18 protein-coding genes are annotated in these 19798 nt (G+C 59.7%); 8 read left to right on the top strand and 10 right to left on the bottom strand.

What is annotated here, in order from left to right; all coding sequences use genetic code 11:
- Positions 1 to 147: 147 nt before the first annotated feature.
- Positions 148 to 1254 (top strand): NADH:flavin oxidoreductase/NADH oxidase, encoded by a 1107-nt coding sequence (locus tag KSS91_RS23600; RefSeq protein ID WP_015096696.1) that lies wholly within the window; start codon positions 148 to 150, stop codon positions 1252 to 1254.
- Positions 1255 to 1321: 67 nt separating this feature from the next.
- On the opposite strand, the gene glpD is transcribed toward KSS91_RS23600, so the two are convergent.
- The 4 genes from glpD to KSS91_RS23580 form a co-directional block, all read right to left on the bottom strand.
- Complete coding sequence (glpD, locus tag KSS91_RS23595) at positions 1322 to 2860, bottom strand: glycerol-3-phosphate dehydrogenase (RefSeq protein WP_217836281.1); 1539 nt, start codon at positions 2858 to 2860, stop codon at positions 1322 to 1324.
- Between the two features lie 292 nt (positions 2861 to 3152).
- Positions 3153 to 3908 (bottom strand): DeoR/GlpR family transcriptional regulator, encoded by a 756-nt coding sequence (locus KSS91_RS23590; RefSeq protein WP_007971301.1) that lies wholly within the window; start codon positions 3906 to 3908, stop codon positions 3153 to 3155.
- Between the two features lie 95 nt (positions 3909 to 4003).
- Positions 4004 to 5509 carry a glycerol kinase GlpK gene (gene glpK, locus KSS91_RS23585; RefSeq protein WP_015096694.1) on the bottom strand — a complete coding sequence of 502 codons (1506 nt, stop codon included), beginning with the start codon at positions 5507 to 5509 and terminating at the stop codon, positions 4004 to 4006.
- A 74-nt stretch (positions 5510 to 5583) separates the two neighbouring features.
- Positions 5584 to 6435, bottom strand: coding sequence for an MIP/aquaporin family protein (locus KSS91_RS23580; RefSeq protein ID WP_015096693.1), 852 nt, complete (start codon positions 6433 to 6435; stop codon positions 5584 to 5586).
- 349 nt (positions 6436 to 6784) lie between these two features.
- On the opposite strand from KSS91_RS23580, the gene ybaK reads away from it, so the two are divergent.
- Entirely contained in the window at positions 6785 to 7255 is a 471-nt protein-coding gene (ybaK, locus tag KSS91_RS23575; protein ID WP_007971306.1) for a Cys-tRNA(Pro) deacylase, read from the top strand.
- Between the two features lie 94 nt (positions 7256 to 7349).
- Positions 7350 to 8132: a PhzF family phenazine biosynthesis protein gene (locus KSS91_RS23570; RefSeq protein ID WP_217836280.1), complete on the top strand. Its 783-nt coding sequence runs from the start codon at positions 7350 to 7352 to the stop codon at positions 8130 to 8132.
- 116 nt (positions 8133 to 8248) lie between these two features.
- Here KSS91_RS23570 and KSS91_RS23565 read toward each other — a convergent pair whose 3' ends face one another.
- Together KSS91_RS23565 and argF are read right to left on the bottom strand one after the other, a co-directional pair.
- On the bottom strand, positions 8249 to 9358 hold the full coding sequence (locus tag KSS91_RS23565) for an ABC transporter ATP-binding protein (RefSeq protein WP_217836279.1): 1110 nt from the start codon (positions 9356 to 9358) through the stop codon (positions 8249 to 8251).
- Entirely contained in the window at positions 9355 to 10275 is a 921-nt protein-coding gene (gene argF, locus KSS91_RS23560) for an ornithine carbamoyltransferase (RefSeq protein ID WP_217836278.1), read from the bottom strand. The genes KSS91_RS23565 and argF overlap by 4 nt, the downstream gene beginning before the upstream one ends.
- Positions 10276 to 10837: 562 nt before the next feature.
- On the opposite strand from argF, the gene KSS91_RS23555 reads away from it, so the two are divergent.
- Together KSS91_RS23555 and grxD are read left to right on the top strand one after the other, a co-directional pair.
- Entirely contained in the window at positions 10838 to 12946 is a 2109-nt protein-coding gene (locus KSS91_RS23555) for a molybdopterin oxidoreductase family protein (RefSeq protein ID WP_217836277.1), read from the top strand.
- A 97-nt stretch (positions 12947 to 13043) separates the two neighbouring features.
- A complete protein-coding gene (gene grxD, locus KSS91_RS23550) occupies positions 13044 to 13385 on the top strand; it encodes a Grx4 family monothiol glutaredoxin (protein WP_007971318.1) in 342 nt (113 codons plus the stop codon).
- A gap of 181 nt (positions 13386 to 13566) precedes the next feature.
- Here the strand turns inward: grxD and bfr are convergent, their stop codons facing one another.
- Together bfr and KSS91_RS23540 are read right to left on the bottom strand one after the other, a co-directional pair.
- A complete protein-coding gene (gene bfr / locus KSS91_RS23545) occupies positions 13567 to 14043 on the bottom strand; it encodes a bacterioferritin (RefSeq protein ID WP_007985870.1) in 477 nt (158 codons plus the stop codon).
- Between the two features lie 198 nt (positions 14044 to 14241).
- Entirely contained in the window at positions 14242 to 14460 is a 219-nt protein-coding gene (locus KSS91_RS23540; RefSeq protein ID WP_007985869.1) for a bacterioferritin-associated ferredoxin, read from the bottom strand.
- A 312-nt stretch (positions 14461 to 14772) separates the two neighbouring features.
- Between KSS91_RS23540 and KSS91_RS23535 the strand changes: the two genes are divergently transcribed.
- Positions 14773 to 15375, top strand: a complete 603-nt coding sequence (locus tag KSS91_RS23535; RefSeq protein ID WP_007971324.1) for a peroxiredoxin — start codon at positions 14773 to 14775, stop codon at positions 15373 to 15375.
- A gap of 181 nt (positions 15376 to 15556) precedes the next feature.
- Here the strand turns inward: KSS91_RS23535 and rnt are convergent, their stop codons facing one another.
- Together rnt and pyrC are read right to left on the bottom strand one after the other, a co-directional pair.
- Positions 15557 to 16234: a ribonuclease T gene (gene rnt / locus KSS91_RS23530; RefSeq protein ID WP_007972317.1), complete on the bottom strand. Its 678-nt coding sequence runs from the start codon at positions 16232 to 16234 to the stop codon at positions 15557 to 15559.
- Entirely contained in the window at positions 16231 to 17277 is a 1047-nt protein-coding gene (gene pyrC, locus KSS91_RS23525; RefSeq protein ID WP_217836276.1) for a dihydroorotase, read from the bottom strand. Before pyrC ends, rnt begins: the two co-directional genes overlap by 4 nt.
- Before the next feature lie 159 nt (positions 17278 to 17436).
- On the opposite strand from pyrC, the gene KSS91_RS23520 reads away from it, so the two are divergent.
- On the top strand, positions 17437 to 18342 hold the full coding sequence (locus tag KSS91_RS23520; RefSeq protein WP_126047375.1) for a flagellar protein MotY: 906 nt from the start codon (positions 17437 to 17439) through the stop codon (positions 18340 to 18342).
- A gap of 129 nt (positions 18343 to 18471) precedes the next feature.
- Positions 18472 to 19689: an argininosuccinate synthase gene (locus KSS91_RS23515; protein WP_007972320.1), complete on the top strand. Its 1218-nt coding sequence runs from the start codon at positions 18472 to 18474 to the stop codon at positions 19687 to 19689.
- The last annotated feature ends 109 nt before the right edge of the window (positions 19690 to 19798 follow it).

Below are 19798 nucleotides of genomic sequence, written 5' to 3'. Positions count from 1 at the left end.
ACTAGGCTCTAATCACTGCTTGATTTTGGTCTTGTGACGTCTTGTCGAATTTTTTGCCCGCGGGGGCGGGTGTTGTACCTTTTTCCTGTCACTCGTCGACTATTCAAACAGAACCTGGAGCCTGCCCACTGATTCGAGAGGTGCCCCATGAGTCTGCTGCTTGAACCCTTTACCCTTCGCCAATTGACCCTGCCCAACCGTATCGCGGTATCGCCGATGTGCCAGTATTCCAGTGCCGACGGCCTGGCCAATGACTGGCACCTGGTCCACCTCGGCAGCCGTGCTGTCGGCGGGGCCGGGCTGGTGTTTACCGAAGCCACGGCGGTCACCGCCGACGGGCGTATCACCGCTCAGGACCTCGGTCTGTGGAATGACGAGCAGATCGAACCCCTGCAACGCATCACCCGCTTCATCAACGCCCAGGGCGGCGTTGCCGGCATTCAACTGGCCCATGCCGGGCGCAAGGCCAGTACCTACCGGCCATGGCTTGGCAAACACGGCAGCGTCAAACCCGACGAGGGCGGCTGGGTGCCGGTCGGACCTTCACCGATTGCATTCGATCCACAGCACACCCAACCCAGACAACTGGATGACGGCGAGATCGCCAAGGTGATCCAGGCCTTTGTCGATGCGGCAAAGCGCTCGCTGACGGCCGGTTTCAAGGTGGTCGAAGTGCACGCCGCCCATGGCTACCTGCTGCATCAGTTCCTGTCGCCGTTGAGCAATCAGCGTCGCGATCAATATGGCGGTTCGTTCGAAAATCGCATTCGACTGGTGCTGCAGGTCACCGAAGCGGTGCGTGCGGTGTGGCCTGAGGAGTTGCCGGTGTTTGTCCGGGTGTCGGCCACCGACTGGGTCGAAGACGGCTGGAACCCCGATGAAACCGTGGAACTGGCGCGTCGCCTCAAAGCCTTGGGCGTGGACCTGATCGACGTCTCGTCGGGCGGAACGGCGGTGAATGCCGAAATTCCCACAGGCCCCGGTTACCAGACCCGTTTCGCCGAACGTGTGCGCAAGGAGTCGGGCATGGCTACCGGCACGGTCGGCATGATCACCGAGCCGGCCCAGGCCGAGCACATCCTGCGCACCTGCCAGGCGGACATCATCTTCCTGGCCCGTGAATTGTTGCGCGATCCGTACTGGGCGCTGCATGCCGATGATGACCTGGGCGGGCACAAGGCCGTGTGGCCGGCGCAGTATCAGCGGGCGACTCACCGTGAGCAGCCGATTCACGAATCGGATTTGCGCGACTGAAATCCATCGATACGAAAAAGCCCCTGAATCGCGAGATCCAGGGGCTTTTGTTTATGCCGGTGACCGATCAGGCCGCTTCGATCTTGCTGCGGTTCTGTTCGACCTGGTTCAGGTAGTCCTTGAGCTTGTCCTGCTCGGCCACTGTCGTGAACAAGCCGAGCTTGCTGCGGCGCCAGAGGATGTCGTGGGCGCTGGTGGCCCATTCTTCGGTGCACAGGTAGTCGACTTCACGGGTGTAGAGACCGCCGCCGATATGCTCGCCCATGTCGCTGAGGTCCTGTACACCTTCGAGCATGCGCCAGGTGCGGCTGCCGTAGGTGGTGGCCCAGCGGCGCGCGATCTCGCTCGGTACCCAGTCGAACTTGTCGCGGATACGCGAGCTCAAGGCTTGCGGGGTGGTCATGTCTTCACCGCCCGGCAGCGCGGCGCCGGCGGTCCAGCTCGGTTTGATGTGCTTGAAGTACGGGGCCAGTTGCGCCAGCGCTGACTCGGCGAGCTTACGGTAAGTGGTGAGCTTGCCACCGAACACCGACAGCAACGGGGCTTCTTCGCCGCTGCCCGACAGTGCCAGGGTGTAATCGCGGGTGACGGCCGACGGGTTGTCGGATTCGTCGTTGCACAGCGGGCGCACACCGGAATAGCTGTGCAGGATGTCGTCGCGGCTGATCTGCTTTTTGAAATGGGCGTTGACCACGTTCAACAAGTAATCGGTTTCGCCATCGGTGATTGCAACGGCAGCCGGGTCACCGGTGTACTCGCGGTCCGTAGTGCCGATCAGGGTGAAGTGGTTCAGGTACGGAATGGTGAACACGATGCGCTGATCTTCGTTTTGCAGGATGTGCGCGTGTTCGCCTTCATACAACTTCGGCACGATCAGGTGACTGCCCTGGATCAGGCGGATGCCGTAAGGCGATTCCATCTTCAGGTCGTCGCGAATGAACCTGGCGACCCATGGCCCGGCCGCGTTGACCAATGCCTTGGCGCGAATCGAAAACAGGCTGCCATCGCTGCGTTCCAGGTGCAGGTGCCACAGGCCCTTGGTGCGGCGCGCGCTGACGCAGCGGGTTTGGGTGTGAACGTGGGCGCCTTGTTCCCGGGCGGCCATGGCGTTCAACACCACCAGGCGTGCGTCGTCGACCCAGCAATCGGAGTATTCGAAACCCTTGGTGATCTCGCTTTTCAGTGCACTGTCGGGGCCGAACTTCAGGCTTTTCGAACCCTGGAGTTGCTCGCGCTTGCCCAGGTTGTCATAGAGAAACAGCCCGGCGCGGATCATCCATGCCGGGCGCAGGTGCGGGCGGTGTGGCAACACGAAGCGCATTTGCTTGACGATGTGCGGTGCCTTGGCCAACAGCACTTCACGCTCGGCCAGGGCTTCACGAACCAGGCGAAATTCGTAATGTTCGAGGTAGCGCAGGCCGCCGTGGATCAACTTGCTGCTGGCCGACGAAGTATGGCTGGCCAGGTCATCCTTTTCGCAAAGGAACACCGAGAGACCGCGACCAGCGGCATCTGCTGCGATGCCCACGCCATTGATCCCGCCACCGATGACGGCGATATCGTAGACCTCGGCTAGAGGGGGCGTAGGCAAGGTGGAAGTGGGCATCGGCACGGCCTCGGAATTCTTGATGTTCTGTATTTGAATTCGAACATTAATGTTCATTTGCGAAAATACTAGCCCATAAAGACGCCCGCAGCCAGTCAGCTTCGATTGAAAATACTCATCGAAGGGCCGTTAAAGGAAAATTTACGAACATTACGATGCGCGTTATGGCGCAAGAGGGATGCTGTATGTGCGATCGTCTTCGCGGGCAAGCCCGCTCCCACAAGGATCACACGGGCCTGTGGGAGCGGGCTTGCCCGCGATAGCGCCAGTGTAGGTACTGGAGATGGTGGGGTTAAACGACTTCCAGCCGAACCTTGTGCTGGTTCAACAGTTGCGCCAGCGCCGGGGAAGGCTGCTGATCGGTGACCAGGCAATCGACCAGGCTGATCGGTCCCAGGCGAATCATGGCGTTGCGCCCGAACTTGCTCGAGTCGGCTGCGAGTATCACTTGTCGGGCATTGGCGATGATCGCCTGGGATACCCGCACTTCCTGATAATCGAAGTCCAGCAGGCTGCCGTCCTCATCGATACCGCTGATGCCGACCAGGGCGAAATCGACCTTGAACTGGTTGATGAAGTCGACACTGGCCTGACCGACCACGCCGCCGTCGCGCCGCACGTTGCCACCGGTCAGCAGCACGTCGAAGTCGTCCTTGGCGCTGAGCATGGAGGCCACATGCAGGTTGTTGGTGATGATCTTCAGGTGACTGTGGTTGAGCAGCGCCCGGGCGATGGATTCGGTGGTGGTGCCGATGTTGATGAACAACGAGGCATGGTCGGGAATCTGCGCGGCAATGGCTTCGCCGATACGCTGTTTTTCATCGCGCATCTGATCGGCGCGCATGGCGTAGGCGGTGTTTTCGACACTGGAATCATAGGCGGCGCCACCGTGGTAGCGACGCAACAGGTTGGCTTCCGCGAGCTGATTGATGTCGCGGCGGATGGTCTGCGGTGTAACGACGAACAAGGTGGCCATTTCCTCGATGCTGACATAGCCGCGTTCGCGAACCAGCTCGAGGATTTGCTGCTGACGGGGAGGCAGATTCATGGGGCGTCCTTTGGGCTGCCGTGCAAAATTTGCCCATGATGCCGCAGGAATCCGCTCCCTACCAGTTACAGACAGATACGGGGGATGTAGTTCGCTTATTCAGCCTCGTCTTCAACCGCCCAATCGCGGGTGCGGCTGACCGCTTTTTTCCAGCCGGCGTAGAGTTTTTCCTTCGCCGCTTCATCCAGCGTCGGCTCGAACCGGCGCTCGATCACGGCCTTGCCACGCAACTCTTCCAGGCTGCCCCAGAAGCCACAGGCCAGGCCTGCCAGGTAAGCGGCGCCGAGTGCTGTGGTTTCGCGCATTTGCGGGCGCTCGACCTGCGTGCCGAGGATGTCGGCCTGGAACTGCATGAGGAAATTGTTGGCCACCGCGCCACCGTCCACGCGCAGGGCCTTGAGACGTTCGCCGGAGTCCTGCTGCATGGCGTCCAGCACGTCGCGGGTCTGGTAGGCAATCGACTCCAGCGCGGCGCGAATGATGTGGTCCACGCGTACGCCGCGGGTCAGGCCGAACAATGCGCCACGGGCGTACGGGTCCCAGTACGGTGCGCCAAGTCCGGTGAAGGCCGGCACCAGGTACACGCCGTTGCTGTCCTTGACCTTGTTGGCAAAGTATTCGGTGTCGTGGGCGTCATTGATGATTTTAAGTTCGTCACGCAGCCACTGCACGGTGGAGCCACCGTTGAACACCGCGCCTTCCAGCGCGTAGGCCACTTCGCCGCGAGGGCCGCAAGCGATGGTGGTCAGCATGCCATGCTTGGATTTCACCGCTTTGTCACCGGTGTTCATCAGCAGGAAGCAGCCAGTGCCGTAGGTGTTTTTTGCCTGGCCTGGCTCGACGCACATCTGGCCGAACAGAGCGGCTTGCTGGTCACCGGCGATACCGCCGATGGCGATGCCGCTTTTGGTATGGCCGTAGATTTCCGAGGACGATTTGACTTGCGGGAGCATTTCGCGCGGGATATCCAGCAGCTCCAGCATCTTCGCGTCCCACTCCAGGGTGTGGATGTTGAAGAGCATGGTGCGCGAGGCGTTGGTGTAGTCGGTGACGTGCACCTTGCCGCCGGTAAATTTCCAGATCAGCCAGCTGTCGACGGTGCCGAACAGCAGTTCGCCGTTGCGCGCACGTTCGCGGCTGCCTTCGACGTTGTCGAGGATCCACTTCAGCTTGGTGCCGGAGAAGTAGGGGTCGGTGACCAGGCCGGTGGTGTCGCTGATGTATTGCTCGTGGCCATCGCGCTTGAGCTGCTGGCAGATCTCGGTGCTGCGCCGGCACTGCCAGACGATGGCGTTGTAGATCGGGCGACCGGTGTTCTTGTCCCACACCACGGTGGTTTCGCGCTGGTTGGTGATGCCGATGGCGGCTACCTGGTCGTGGTGCAGGCCGGCTTGTGCCAGGGCCTCGACCATCACGGCGCTTTGGGTGGCGAAGATCTCCATCGGGTCATGCTCGACCCAACCGGCTTGCGGGTAATGCTGGGCGAACTCCCGTTGGGCGGTGCAGACCACGTTCGCGTCGCGGTCGAAAATGATCGCGCGGGAGCTGGTCGTACCCTGATCGAGGGCAATGATGTAGTTCTTATTCTGTGTGTCGGTCATGTCGATTGCCTTGGACGAAAAAAGGGAGTGAGGTCTGGCGCGCGATCAAGGGGCAGGGGCACGCGCCAACGGTATCAGGATGTTCTGGGTTTGCCGTCAATGGCAGGTAGCTCATCCTTTGTAGCAGCTACGGAGCTGGGCAGATGGCGGGCAATCAGCCCGCGATAGGCGGCGGCGCCGAGGCAGGCACCGACAATCGGTGCAAAAACAGGAATCAGGAAGTACGGAATATCGCGTCCGCCAGTGAGGGAAATTTCACCCCAGCCAGCGAAGAAAGTCATCAGTTTAGGGCCGAAGTCCCGCGCAGGGTTCATGGCAAAACCGGTCAGCGGTCCCATCGAGCTACCGATCACCGCAATCAGCAGGCCGATCAGCAGCGGTGCCAACGGGCCTTTGGGCAGGCCATTGTTGTCGTCGGTCAGGGACATGATCACGCCCATCAGGATGGCCGTAATGATCACCTCCACCAGAAATGCCTGGGCGGTGGTGAGTGCAGGATTCGGGAAGGTGGAGAACACGGAGGCCAGTTCAAGGCTGGCTTGCGTGCCACGAACCATGTGCTGCGTTTGTTCGAATTCGAAGAATAGATTGCTGTAGAGCGTGTAAACCAACAATGCGCCACAGAAGGCACCCGCCACTTGGGCGAGTACGTAGAAAGGCAATTTGCGCTTTTCGAAGTCCGCGAAAATGCTCAGGGCAATGCTGACGGCAGGGTTCAGATGAGCCCCGGAAACCCCGGCGGTGAGGTAGATCGCCATGCTGACGCCGACGCCCCAGATAATGCTGATTTCCCACAAGCCAAAACTGGCACCCGCGACCTTGAGCGCGGCAACACAACCGGTACCAAAAAAGATCAGCAGCGCCGTACCCAGAAACTCGGCCATGCATTGGCTCGAGAGCGACGGTTGTTGTAAAGCAGTAGTCATTGAAACCTCAATTTTTTTTGTTGTCTGGCGCGTTCTTGCCTACATGGTCAACGCGCGTTTTTCTCCGTGGCAGGATCCCCATCCTGGTCGCGGTTTACTGCCGGGTACAACGGTAGGGCGTTTCGTACAGTTTCAGAAACGAAAAAATATAGACAAGAAACGCTGCTGTCAAAGGTCGAAAGTGAACTGTCGGTCACAAAAAAACTATTCGTTGCATGAATGAATGAGTCATCGCGCAATGGGATGGCCAGGCAATGGCGTCATGGATGCGCCGCCGTAGAGCCTTTTAACGATCAATGTCCTAGAATCCGACGCAGTATTTTCTTCTGCCGCCCAGTCTGGAGCTGCCATGACCCCCGCATTGGATTTATTGAAAAAGGTTCGGGCCGAACATCGCGTACACAGTTACGAACATGACCCGAAGGCCGCTTCCTATGGTCTGGAAGCCGCGGAAAAACTCGGGCTCGACCCGGCGCAAGTGTTCAAGACCTTGCTCGCGGCCAGCGAGAAAGGAGAGTTACTGGTGGCTGTGGTGCCGGTTGTCGGTAGCCTCGACTTGAAAGGGCTGGCCCATGCCGCCGGCGTGAAAAAGGTCGAAATGGCCGATCCGGCGGCAGCGCAGCGCTCTACGGGGTATCTGTTGGGCGGGATCAGCCCGCTGGGGCAGAAAAAGCGTTTGCGTACCTTCATTGATAACTCGGCCCAGCCCTTTGCCAGCATTTTTGTCAGTGCCGGCCGGCGTGGACTGGAAGTCGAACTGGCGCCGGCCGTGCTGGCCGAACACACCCAGGCGAAGTTTGCCGATATCGGCCGTGCGTGAGCGCAGCGCTGTATGGTGAAAATCAGCCGGTTCTGTCACTGGTGCCGGTTCGGTCGGCGCTGCATGCTCGGCGGTCTGACAAAGGGAGATGGGTATGCAGATTGAGTTTCATCAGGTCGACGCGTTCAGCAATCAGCCATTCAGCGGCAACCCGGCGATGGTCTATCGGCTCGATACCTGGCTCGCCGATGAATTGATGCAGAAGATTGCCGCCGAGCACAACCTCGCCGAAACGGCGTTTGTCGTGCGCGAAGGGCAGGGCTGGCACATCCGCTGGTTTACACCGACCACCGAGGTGCCACTGTGCGGTCACGCGACACTGGCCAGTGCCCATGTGTTGTTTGAGGTCTATAAAGAGCCGGTCGAGCGACTGGACTTTATCTGCAAATCCGGCCCGTTGAGTGTGACCCGTGAAGGTGGACGGCTGTGGCTGGATTTCCCGGCGATCACTGCATCGCCGGTGAACCTGATCTCGGACATCGAGCGTGCACTGGGTGTGAAGTCTGTCGAGGTACTGGCTTCGAATGAGCTGTTCGTGGTGCTGGAGTCGGAGCAAGCCGTGCTCGACTGCAAGCCGGACATGGTGGCCCTGGCGAAACTGCCATGGTTGGGCGCCATCGTGACGGCGCGGGGCGAGCAGCACGATTTCGTTTCCCGTTACTTCGCCCCGGCAATCGGCATCAATGAAGACCCGGTGACCGGGTCGACCCATTGCCTTCTGATTCCGTACTGGTCAAAGCGTTTGGGCAAGTCGAGCCTGGCGGCCTGTCAGCGTTCGACCCGGGGCGGGGAGTTGTTCTGCCGGCTGGAAGGTGAGCGGGTGATGATCGGTGGGGATGCGACGTTGGTGGCGAGCGGAATGCTGATGCTGGGTTGACTCAAATCCACTGTGGGGGCGGGCTTGCTCGCGAAAGCAGTGTGCCAGTCGAAGCTGATGTCGACTGACTCACCGCCTTCGCGAGCAAGCCCGCTCCCACATTTAATCCATGTTTGTCAGTTGGCTGTGCTGTAGCGCCGGACACCCGATTCAACAGCCGGAATCTGCGCCGCCGTGCTGCCGGACGCCTGGAACAGCACCAGGTGTTCCGCCGCGACACGAATGCCCACCTCCGCCCCGACCTGACGATCGACATGGCTCGGGAAGATCGACTCCAGCTGCGCACCTGTCGGCAGTTGCAAGCGATACAGGGTCGACGCACCGAGGAACGTCTTGCCGGCGATTCGTGCCTTCAGTGCGCTGTCCGGTGCGTAGACGATATCGTCCGGGCGCAGGAGCACGTCCACGGCGCCGCCTACCGGCCAGGTGTAGGCCCGGTTGCCGCGCAGCTCACCCAGTTCGGTTTGCACCGACTCCGGGCTGCTCAACTGACCGCGAATGAAATAGCCCTGGCCGATGAAGCTGGCTACAAAGGGCGTCAGTGGTTCGTGATACAGGTTATAGGGCGTATCCCACTGTTCCAGTCGACCTTCCTTGAACACGCCAACGTGGTCGCTGACCGCGAAGGCTTCTTCCTGGTCGTGTGTCACCAGAATTGCGCTGGTGCCACGGGCCTTGAGGATGTCGCGTACTTCGTGGCTGAGCTTGCGGCGCAATTCGCCATCGAGGTTGGAGAACGGCTCGTCGAGCAACAGCAGTTGCGGTTCCGGCGCCAATGCGCGGGCCAGGGCGACACGTTGCTGCTGCCCACCGGAAAGCTCGTGGGGGAAACGCTTGCCGAGGTTCTTCAGGTTGACCAGTTCCAGCAGTTCTTCGGTGACGCGATCCTTTTGCGGATGCTTGCGAATGCCGAAGGCGATGTTGTCGGCCACGCTCAAGTGCGGGAACAGCGCGTAGTCCTGGAACACCATGCCGATGCGGCGTTTCTCTGGGGCGAGGGTGAAGCCGGCGCTGGAGATGGTTTCGCCGGCCAGCTGGATTTCGCCTTCGTGTACCGGTTCGAAACCGGCAATCGCCCGCAGTGTGGTGGTCTTGCCACAGCCGGAAGAGCCCAGCAGGCAACCGATGTCACCGGCGTTCAAATGCAGGTTCAGGTTCTGCACCACGCGTTGGTCTTGATAGCCGCAGGCGAGGTTGCGCAGGTTAAGCAGTAATGGCTGGCTCATGCGTGGTGATACGCCGGTTCGACGAGGAACTCGAGCAGGGCTTTTTGCGCATGCAGGCGGTTTTCGGCTTGATCCCAGGCTACCGAGCGTTTGTCGTCGAGCAGGTCGACGCTGATTTCCTCGCCACGGTGCGCTGGCAGGCAGTGCATGAACAGCACGTCGTCAGCGGCCAGGTCGAGCAGGGCGCGGTTGACCTGGTACGGTGCGAACAGTTGCAGACGCTTGGCGGTTTCCTCTTCCTGGCCCATGGAGGTCCAGACGTCGGTGCTCACCAGGTGTGCACCACGCACGGCATCTTTCGGGTCGCGAACGATGGAGACCCGATCGCCGGCCTTGGCCAGGAACACCGGGTTGGGCTCGTAGCCTTCCGGGCAGGCAACGCGCAACTGGAAGTCGAACTGGATCGCCGCTTCTATATAGCTGTTGCACATGTTGTTGCCATCGCCGATCCAGGCCACGGTCTTGCCCTGGATCGAGCCGCGGTGTTCGAGGAAGGTCTGCATGTCGGCCAGCAACTGGCACGGGTGCAGGTCATCGGACAGGCCGTTGATCACCGGTACGCGGGAGTTGGCGGCGAATTCGGTCAGGTTGCTGTGGGCAAAGGTACGGATCATCACCGCGTCGAGCATGCTCGACATGACGATGGCACAGTCGCCGATCGGCTCGCCACGGCCCAGTTGGGTGTCGCGTGGCGACAGGAAGATCGCCTGGCCGCCGAGCTGGATCATGCCGGCCTCGAAGGAGATCCGGGTGCGGGTCGAGGATTTCTCGAAAATCATCCCCAGGACGCGGTTTTTCAGAGGCTCGAACAGTACGCCGCGGTTACGCAGGTCCTTGAGCTCAACGCCTCGACGGATCACGCTGACCAGCTCTTCGGGCGTGCAATCCATCAGGGAGAGAAAGTGCCTTGCGCTCATCATTGACTACCTTTTTGCTACAAACCGCAGATGCTCAAAGCCTTGTTTGACGGAACAACGGGCGAGACCTGCGGCGTAAGCCGCACGGGGCGACGAAATAGGGGAAGGCGCGATCTTATAATTAAATGTCGCGTCTTACCAATAGGGCTACGGTTTTTAGGGAGTTTCAGAGGTGCTACGGGTTCACCGAGGTAGCGCTTTTGAAGCCTGTTTCCTGAAAACAGCGGTTCATTTGTACACCGGCCTCTCGGGGCTTGGCAATCAGGCGGGGCGGCAATGGTGCGCTGACAGTCGGTTTCTGACCTGTCATTCATCCCTGCCAGGCTCGACGAACACGGGCGCCTGATCGGTGTGCATGGCCCCCCACGAACCGATTGAACCCCTTCAGCAAATCCACTTGCAGGCGCCGCCCAGGCTGCCGTCGAACTGAACCTGCGCGGCCATCGGCTGGCCTGATATCCCTCGATTCACAAGACGAACGTCGCTGGCGTGGCGTCGGGTCTGGCGCCATAGTTTTGTTTCCGCGGCCATCGTTGCCCGCCCATAACAAGACAGACTGGCCATGACCAAGACTCTCCATCACCGTGCGTGCCATTTGTGCGAAGCCATCTGTGGCCTGACCATTGAAACCACCGAAGTCGAAGGCGGTAAAGTGCAGATCACGTCGATCAAAGGCGATCCCCAGGACACATTCAGTCGTGGCCACATCTGCCCCAAGGCCGTGGCCCTGCAAGACATCCAGAACGATCCGGATCGCCTGCATCAGCCGATGCAGCGGGTGGGCAATGAATGGCAGCCCATCGAATGGGAAGCGGCATTCAACCTGGTGGCCGAGCGCCTGGCGGCGATTCAGGAGCGTCATGGGCAAAACGCCGTGGCGGTCTATCAAGGCAACCCGAGCGTGCACAATTACGGGCTGATGACCCACAGCAATTACTTCCTCGGCCTGCTGAAAACCCGCAACCGGTTTTCCGCGACGTCGGTCGATCAATTGCCCCATCACCTGACCAGTCATTTGATGTACGGCCACGGTTTGCTGCTCCCGATCCCGGACATCGATCACACCGATTTCATGCTGATCCTGGGCGGCAACCCGCTGGCTTCGAACGGCAGCATCATGACCGTGCCGGATGTGGAAAAACGCTTGAAGGCGATACAGGCCCGGGGTGGCAAAGTGGTGGTGGTCGACCCTCGCCGCAGTGAAACGGCGGCGATTGCCGATCAGCATCTGTTCGTGCGCCCGGGCGGTGATGCCGCGCTGTTGTTCGGGTTGCTCAACACCTTGTTCGCTGAAGGTCTGACCCGCGACAGCCATCTGCCGGTAGACGGTCTGGAGGACGTGCGGGAGGCCGTCGCGTCGTTCACCGCCGAGGCCATGAGTCCGTTGTGCGCCGTACCCGCCGAACAGATCCGCCAATTGGCGCGAGACTTCGCCGCGGCGCCCTCGGCTGTCTGTTATGGCCGCATGGGCGTCTCGACCCAAGCCTTCGGAACACTTTGTCACTGGGCGGTGCAGTTGATCAATCTGGTCACCGGCAACCTCGACCGCGTGGGAGGTGCCTTGTGCACCGAGCCGGCGGTGGATCTGGTGGCGACGACTTCGGGCGGACATTTCAATCTGTGGCAGAGCCGGGTTTCCGGGCGCCCGGAATACGCCGGAGAACTGCCAGTCTCTGCGCTGGCCGAAGAAATGCTCACCGAAGGAGAAGGGCAAGTCCGGGCGCTGATCACCGTGGCGGGCAATCCGGTGCTGTCCACGCCCAATGGCCGAAAGCTCGAGCAGGCACTGGACGGGCTGGATTTCATGGTCAGCATCGACCTGTACATCAATGAAACCACGCGCTACGCCGACCTGATCCTGCCGTCCACATCGGCGCTGGAAAACGATCATTACGACACTACATTCAACCTGTTCGCGGTGCGCAACGTCAGTCGTTTCAACCGCGCAATCCTCGCCAAACCCGAAGGGGCATTGCACGACTGGGAGATCTTCGTCGGGCTGGCCAAGGCATTTGCCGCCAGGACCGGCAAAGAGTTGAAACCTACCATTGCACCGGCGCAAATGATCGATCGCGGCCTGCGCATGGGGATGTACGGCGACACTTCAGAGTTCAAGCTGTCATTGGCGACTTTGTTCGATCATCCCCATGGTGTCGATCTGGGGGCGCTCAAGCCCAACCTGGCACCACGCCTGAAGACTGCCAATCAACGCATCCAGGCCGCACCGGCGGCGATTCTCGCTGACCTGGCGCGCTTCGCTGCCTTGAAGGCGCCGGCCGCCGACGAGTTGTTGATGATTGGCCGCCGGCATGTACGCAGCAACAACTCATGGATGCATAACTATCATCGGTTGGTGAAGGGCAAGCCTCGACACCAGTTGCTGATGCATCCGGACGATCTGGCCAGTCGCGGGCTCAGTGACGGACAGCGCGTTCGGGTCAGTTCGCGGGTGGGTGTGATTGAGGTCGAAGTGCTGGGCAGTCTTGATATGATGAAAGGCGTGGTCAGCCTGCCGCACGGCTGGGGCCACGCGCGGCCGGGCGTGCAAATGTCGATTGCCAGCAGCCAGCCGGGCTCCAGCGCCAACGACCTGACCGACGAATGCCGGATTGACGAACTGTCGGGAAATGCCGCGCTCAATGGCGTGCCAGTGACCGTGGCGGCGGCTTGAATCAGTCTGACGGAGAGACCGAGCAGGGCGCTCGGCTTTCCGTTACAATGCGCCACCGTGCCGACCCATGAGTCGGAAAGTTCAGCCGAGGTGCTCCATGGATATCATCGAAACGATTAAAGAGCAGATTGCCAACAACACCATTCTGCTTTACATGAAAGGCTCGCCAAATGCCCCGCAGTGCGGCTTCTCCGCGAAAGCTGCGCAGGCCGTGATGGCGTGTGGTGAAAAGTTTGCGTACGTGGACATCCTGCAGAACCCGGAAATCCGCGCCAACCTGCCAAAATACGCCAACTGGCCAACCTTCCCGCAACTGTGGGTTGCCGGTGAGCTGGTCGGCGGTAGCGACATCATGACTGAAATGGCCGCTGACGGTTCGCTGCAGAGCCTGATCAAGGACGCCGCCGCCAAGGCCGCTGCTCCAAAGACCGAGGCCTGATTCGCTTCCTGTAGGAGCGAGCTCGCTCGCGATGGTCTAAAGAACGCCGCGGGAAACCAGATTTCCAGCGTTATCGTTGGCCACCATCGCGAGCAAGCTCGCTCCTACAACGGCATAAAAAAGCCCCGCCACTCGAAAGAGGGCGGGGCTTTTTATTGCATCGAAATTAATGGCCCGGAACTTACTCGTCTTCACCCATCTGCGATTGCAGATAGTTTTCGATACCGATCTTGTCGATCAGGCCCAACTGGGTTTCCAGCCAGTCGATATGTTCTTCTTCAGACTCGAGGATATCTTCAAGCAGCTCACGGCTGCCGAAGTCGCCCACTGTTTCGCAATGCGCGATGGCTACCTTAAGGTCGGCATGGCCGGTTTTCTCGATACGCAGGTCGCACTCGAGCATTTCCTTGGTGTGTTCGCCGATGTGCAGCTTGCCCAGGTCCTGAACGTTCGGCAGGCCTTCAAGGAACAGGATCCGCTTGATCAGCTTGTCCGCGTGCTTCATCTCGTCGATGGACTCGTGGTACTCGTGTTTGCCTAGCTTGTTCAGGCCCCAATCTTCGTACATGCGCGCATGCAGGAAGTATTGATTGATCGCGACCAGCTCATTGGCAAGGATCTTGTTGAGATGCTGGATGACTGTAACGTCGCCTTTCATGATGGGGTCCTGCCCTGTATTAGCTGTCAATAGAACAGAGTTTGAGCCGCGTATTTAATAGTGTCAAACCTAAGTTATTGAAACTTAAATGAAAATTAATCGGAATAAGAATGTTTGTGTTCCGCGTCTAGAGCATAACTAGTTGATTTTGAGGCATAAAAAAACCGGACATATGTCCGGTTCTTTGAAAATCGATACTCAAGCGGCTGTAAATTCTGCTGGATAGGGAATTGCAGCCTGGGCCGTTTGCAGTTTGGTCAGGGTCTCTCGGACCACTTCCTTGGCGAGGCAGGCACATTTGCCGCATTGACTGGCAACGCCGGTAGCTACGCGGACTTCCTTGTAGCTGCAGCATCCTTCATAGATCGCATCGCGGATTTGACCGTCGGTGACGCCAGTGCAGAGGCAGACATACATAAGGAAGGACCGTCGCTGATTGTGACTCAATTGCGATGGATCTTAATGTTAACGAGAATGATTGTCAAAGTGGTTTCAGAGTACTTTTCGTCATAAGCGGGGGGCGGCTGACGAACGGTCAATATGGCAAACCGGCGATACAAAACCGTCGGGGATTTCATCGTACCGGGAAAAAACAGCTAAGCCAGCTCAAATACGCGGTGTATGATGGCCGGTCTTTTGCGACCGGGGTTCGTGTCACAGGGCTGTCGCCTCAGGGTGGCAGGCTGATGCGAAACCTGTTTCTCACGCTATTACACCAGGAGATATCCAATGAGCGTACTCGTAGGCAAACAAGCCCCTGACTTCACCGTACCGGCCGTACTCGGCAATGGCGAGATCGTTGACAGCTTCACCCTGTCTTCGGCGATCAAAGGCAAATACGGCCTGGTGTTCTTCTACCCGCTGGACTTCACCTTCGTTTGCCCGTCCGAGCTGATCGCTCTGGACAACCGCATGTCCGAGTTCAAGGCGCGCAACGTTGAAGTGGTCGCCGTGTCGATCGACTCGCACTTCACCCACAACGCCTGGCGCAACACCCCGGTCAACAATGGCGGTATCGGCGAAGTTCGCTACACCATGGCTGCCGACATCAAGCAGGAAATCATGAAGGCCTACGACGTTCAGTCCGCTGATGGCGTAGCGTTCCGTGGCGCGTTCCTGATCGACGACAAAGGCGTTGTCCGTTCGCAGATCATCAACGACCTGCCGCTGGGCCGTAACATGGAAGAGCTGCTGCGTCTGGTCGACGCTCTGCAATTCCACGAAGAGCACGGCGAAGTCTGCCCTGCCAACTGGAAGAAAGGCGACAAAGGCATGAACGCTTCGCCAGAAGGCGTAGCGGCTTACCTGACCGAGCACGCTGCCGCTCTGTAAGGCGCACGCTGCAGGTAAAAAAAAACCGGCCATCGAGGCCGGTTTTTTTATGCGCGGGATAACGCCGGGACTGTGTAGGAGCGAGCTTGCTCGCGATGACCTCAAGAACACCGCTGGGTGTCAGATTCCCCGCGTTATCGTTCACGACCATCGCGAGCAGGCTCGCTCCTACAGAAAGCCATCAATCGTTGAAGTCTTCCCAGCCACCCATCTGTTTCCAGCGATTGACGATGCCGCAGAACAGCTCTGCCGTCTTTTCGGTGTCGTAGCGGGCCGAGTGGGCCTCGCGACCGTCGAAGTCGATGTCCGCTGCCTGACACGCCTTGGCCAGCACGGTCTGGCCGTATGCCAGGCCCGCGAGTGTCGCAGTATCGAAACTGGAGAACGGATGGAACGGATTGCGCTTCATGTCCAGACGCGCAACCGCCGCATTCAGGAAGCCCAGGTCGAAGCTGCTGTTATGCCCGACCAGGATCGCCCGTTTGCAACCGTTGGCCTTGAGTGCCTTGCGCACGCCGCGGAAGATATCGTTGAGAGCAGACTCTTCACTCACGGCCATGCGCAGCGGGTGATCGAGCTTGATCCCGGTGAATTCCAGGGCGGCCGCTTCGATGTTCGCGCCTTCGAATGGCTCGACCCGGAAGAAGTAGGTGTGATCCGGGTAGACAAAACCCTTTTCATCCATGGCGATGGTGGTCGCGGCGATTTCCAGCAGGGCATCGGTGGCGGAGTTGAAGCCACCGGTTTCTACGTCGACGACAACCGGCAGGTAACCACGAAACCGTGCGGCCATTGGATGACGGGAACCGCCACCGCCGCCATTGCCTTCCAGTTCGTCGTCGAAATGGTCTTCACTCACGCGTGTTCCTCCAGCAGGCGCCAGCGCAGTTTTTCACCGGCGCGCAGCGGGATAACGGTCAGCTCGCCAAACGGCAGGCTGGCAGGGGCGGTCCATTCTTCGCGGACCAGGGTGATGCGATCGGTGTTGGCCGGCAGACCATAGAAACGCGGGCCGTTGAGGCTGGCGAAGGCTTCGAGCTTGTCCAGAGCATTGCGCTGTTCGAACGCTTCGGCGTACATCTCGATCGCCGCATAAGCGGTGTAGCAGCCGGCGCAACCACAAGCGGCTTCCTTGGCGTGCTGGGCGTGGGGGGCCGAGTCGGTGCCGAGGAAGAATTTTTCACTGCCGCTGGTGGCGGCGTCGAGCAGGGCTTCCTGGTGCGTATTGCGCTTGAGGATCGGCAGGCAGTAGAAATGCGGCCGAATCCCGCCCACCAGCATGTGGTTGCGGTTGTACAGCAGGTGATGCGCGGTGATGGTCGCGCCAACGTTGGCCGAAGCCGAGTTGACGAACTGCACGGCTTCAGCGGTGGTGATGTGTTCGAACACCACCTTGAGGGTCGGGAAACGCTCGACCACACGACGCATGTGCTCGTCGATGAAGATTTTTTCGCGGTCGAACACGTCGACATCGCCACGGGTGACTTCGCCGTGGATCAGCAACGGCATCCCGACTTCGGCCATGGCCTCGAGTGCAGGGAAAATCTTGTCGATGCTGGTAACACCAGAGTCCGAGTTGGTGGTTGCGCCGGCCGGGTACAGCTTGGCGGCGTGCACGAATCCGCTGGCCTTGGCCTCACGGATCTCTTCAGGCTGGGTGCGGTCGGTCAGGTACAGGACCATCAGCGGCTCGAACAGGCTGCCGGCCGGGCGGGCAGCGAGAATCCGCTGGCGATAGCCGTCGGCTTCAGCCGCGTTGCGCACCGGCGGAACCAGGTTGGGCATGATGATGGCGCGGCCAAAGGTGCGCGCGACATCCGCGACGGTATTGGTCAACACGGCACCATCGCGAAGATGAATGTGCCAGTCGTCGGGACGCAGCAGGGTCAGGCGGTCGGACATGAGGGGATTCCAGGCGGGTCAAACTCAAGGGAATGCTACCGGAAAAGACTCTTGCAGGCACTCGCTATCAAGTTTTGCCGCAAGCTTCCGATATCCAACGGGTATGCCGTAAACATGTGTGTGTCGGTCTTTTTGTTGTAGAAGCCAGTGGAGCCTCCCGTGCGCCAGCGTTATTTAGCCTTGCTCAGTGTGTTTGCCAGCCTTCCTGCGATGGCGCTCACTTTTCAGACCCGCCTGGAGAGCATTGAGTGGACGGTCGAAGGCGACAAGTTCGAATGCCGCCTGACGCAGCCGATTACCGACTTCGGTTCGGGGGAGTTCGTGCGCAAAGCCGGTGAGCAGGCAACGTTTCGTCTCAAAGCCTATAACCCGATGATGGGCGGAGGTTCGGCGACCTTGCTGGCGGCTGCCGCACCGTGGCAACCGGGGCGTGAGGATATAAACCTGGGCACGGTGAGAATCGGTAGCGGCAACGTGTTGTTCAACAGTTCACAGGTGCAGGCCGGACGCCTGATCAGCGGTCTGATGGACGGTCGCAGCCCGGTGGTTCGCCATTCCTCGGGAGATGGCCGGGTGTCGGAAGTGCGCTTGCTGCCGGTCAGGTTCACCCAGGCGTTTGCCGATTATCAAGGCTGCGTGGCCAAACTGTTGCCGCAGAACTTCGAGCAGGTGAAACAATCCCAAATCGGCTTCCCTGGCGGCGGTATCGAGCTCGACAATGCCGCGAAAGCCAAGCTGCAGGTCATGCTGGAGTACATGAAGGCTGATCCGACGGTCAATCACATCGAGCTCGACGGTCACTCCGACAACAGCGGCAACCGCCTGACCAATCGCGACCTGTCGCGGCGCCGGGCCCTGGCAGTGATGGAGTTCTTCAAGGCCAACGGCATCCAGGAGTCGCAAATTACCCTGCGTTTCCATGGCGAACGTTATCCGCTGGCGCCCAATACCAACAACGCCAACCGTGCGAAGAACCGTCGGGTAGCGGTACGCCTGGAGCGGGGAGCGCCCGCGGAACAAGTTGCCCCGCAAGCGACGAAAGCGGTCACTTCGGCAACTTCCTGACCCTTAAGTCATCGTCGCGCTCTCGACAGATTCTGTCGCTTGGTCGTCATAAGCTGTCGCGCCTCTGTAAATTATCCTGCATGAGCGGTAGACTTCACGGCTTTCCGTAGAACCCCGTGGAGTGATGGCATGGCGGACGTAAACAAGGTCGTTCTGGCGTATTCCGGCGGCCTGGACACTTCGGTGATCCTCAAGTGGCTGCAGGATACTTATAACTGTGAAGTGGTGACCTTCACCGCTGACCTGGGTCAGGGCGAAGAGGTCGAACCTGCACGCGCCAAGGCTCAGGCCATGGGCGTCAAAGAGATCTACATCGACGACTTGCGCGAAGAGTTCGTGCGCGATTTCGTTTTCCCGATGTTCCGCGCCAACACCGTTTACGAAGGCGAGTACCTGCTGGGTACTTCCATCGCTCGTCCGCTGATTGCCAAGCGCCTGATCGAAATCGCCAACGAAACCGGCGCTGACGCCATTTCCCATGGCGCCACCGGCAAGGGCAACGACCAGGTTCGTTTCGAGTTGGGCGCGTACGCCTTGAAACCTGGCGTGAAAGTGATTGCTCCCTGGCGCGAATGGGACCTGCTGTCCCGTGAAAAGCTGATGGACTACGCCGCGAAGCACGCGATCCCGATCGAGCGTCACGGCAAGAAGAAATCCCCGTACTCCATGGATGCCAACCTGCTGCACATCTCCTATGAAGGCGGCGTGCTGGAAGACACCTGGACCGAGCACGAAGAAGACATGTGGCGCTGGACCGTTTCCCCGGAAAACGCTCCAGACAAGCCGCAGTACCTGGAGCTGACCTACCGCAACGGCGATATCGTCGCGCTGGACGGCGTCGAAATGACTCCGGCCACCGTACTGGCGACCCTGAACCGTATCGGTGGCGAGCACGGTATCGGCCGTCTCGACATCGTCGAGAACCGCTATGTGGGCATGAAGTCCCGTGGCTGCTATGAAACCCCTGGCGGCACCATCATGCTGCGTGCCCACCGTGCGATCGAATCGATCACCCTGGACCGCGAAGTGGCTCACCTCAAAGACGAGTTGATGCCCAAGTACGCCAGCCTGATCTACACCGGCTACTGGTGGAGCCCTGAGCGTCTGATGCTGCAACAGATGATCGATGCGTCCCAGGTCAATGTGAACGGCGTTGTGCGCCTGAAACTGTACAAGGGCAATGTGATCGTCACTGGCCGCAAGTCCGATGACTCGCTATTCGACGCCAACATCGCGACATTCGAAGAAGATGGCGGCGCATACAACCAGGCGGATGCTGCGGGCTTCATCAAGCTCAACGCCCTGCGCATGCGCATTGCGGCGAACAAAGGCCGGAAGCTGTTCTGAGACCTTTGAACTCGTGATGGATACCTGACCTCGTCCTCGACGAGGTCAGGCTCCTGAATATGGGGTGTGATGCCAGGTACTGCGTTGTCGGGTGTGCCGCTGACGGTTT

This window comes from Pseudomonas azerbaijanorientalis, assembly GCF_019139795.1.
GTDB classification, from domain to species: Bacteria; Pseudomonadota; Gammaproteobacteria; order Pseudomonadales; family Pseudomonadaceae; genus Aquipseudomonas; species Aquipseudomonas laurylsulfatiphila.
Note: the sequence above shows the minus strand (reverse complement) of the source record. Positions and strands in the feature narration are given on the sequence as shown.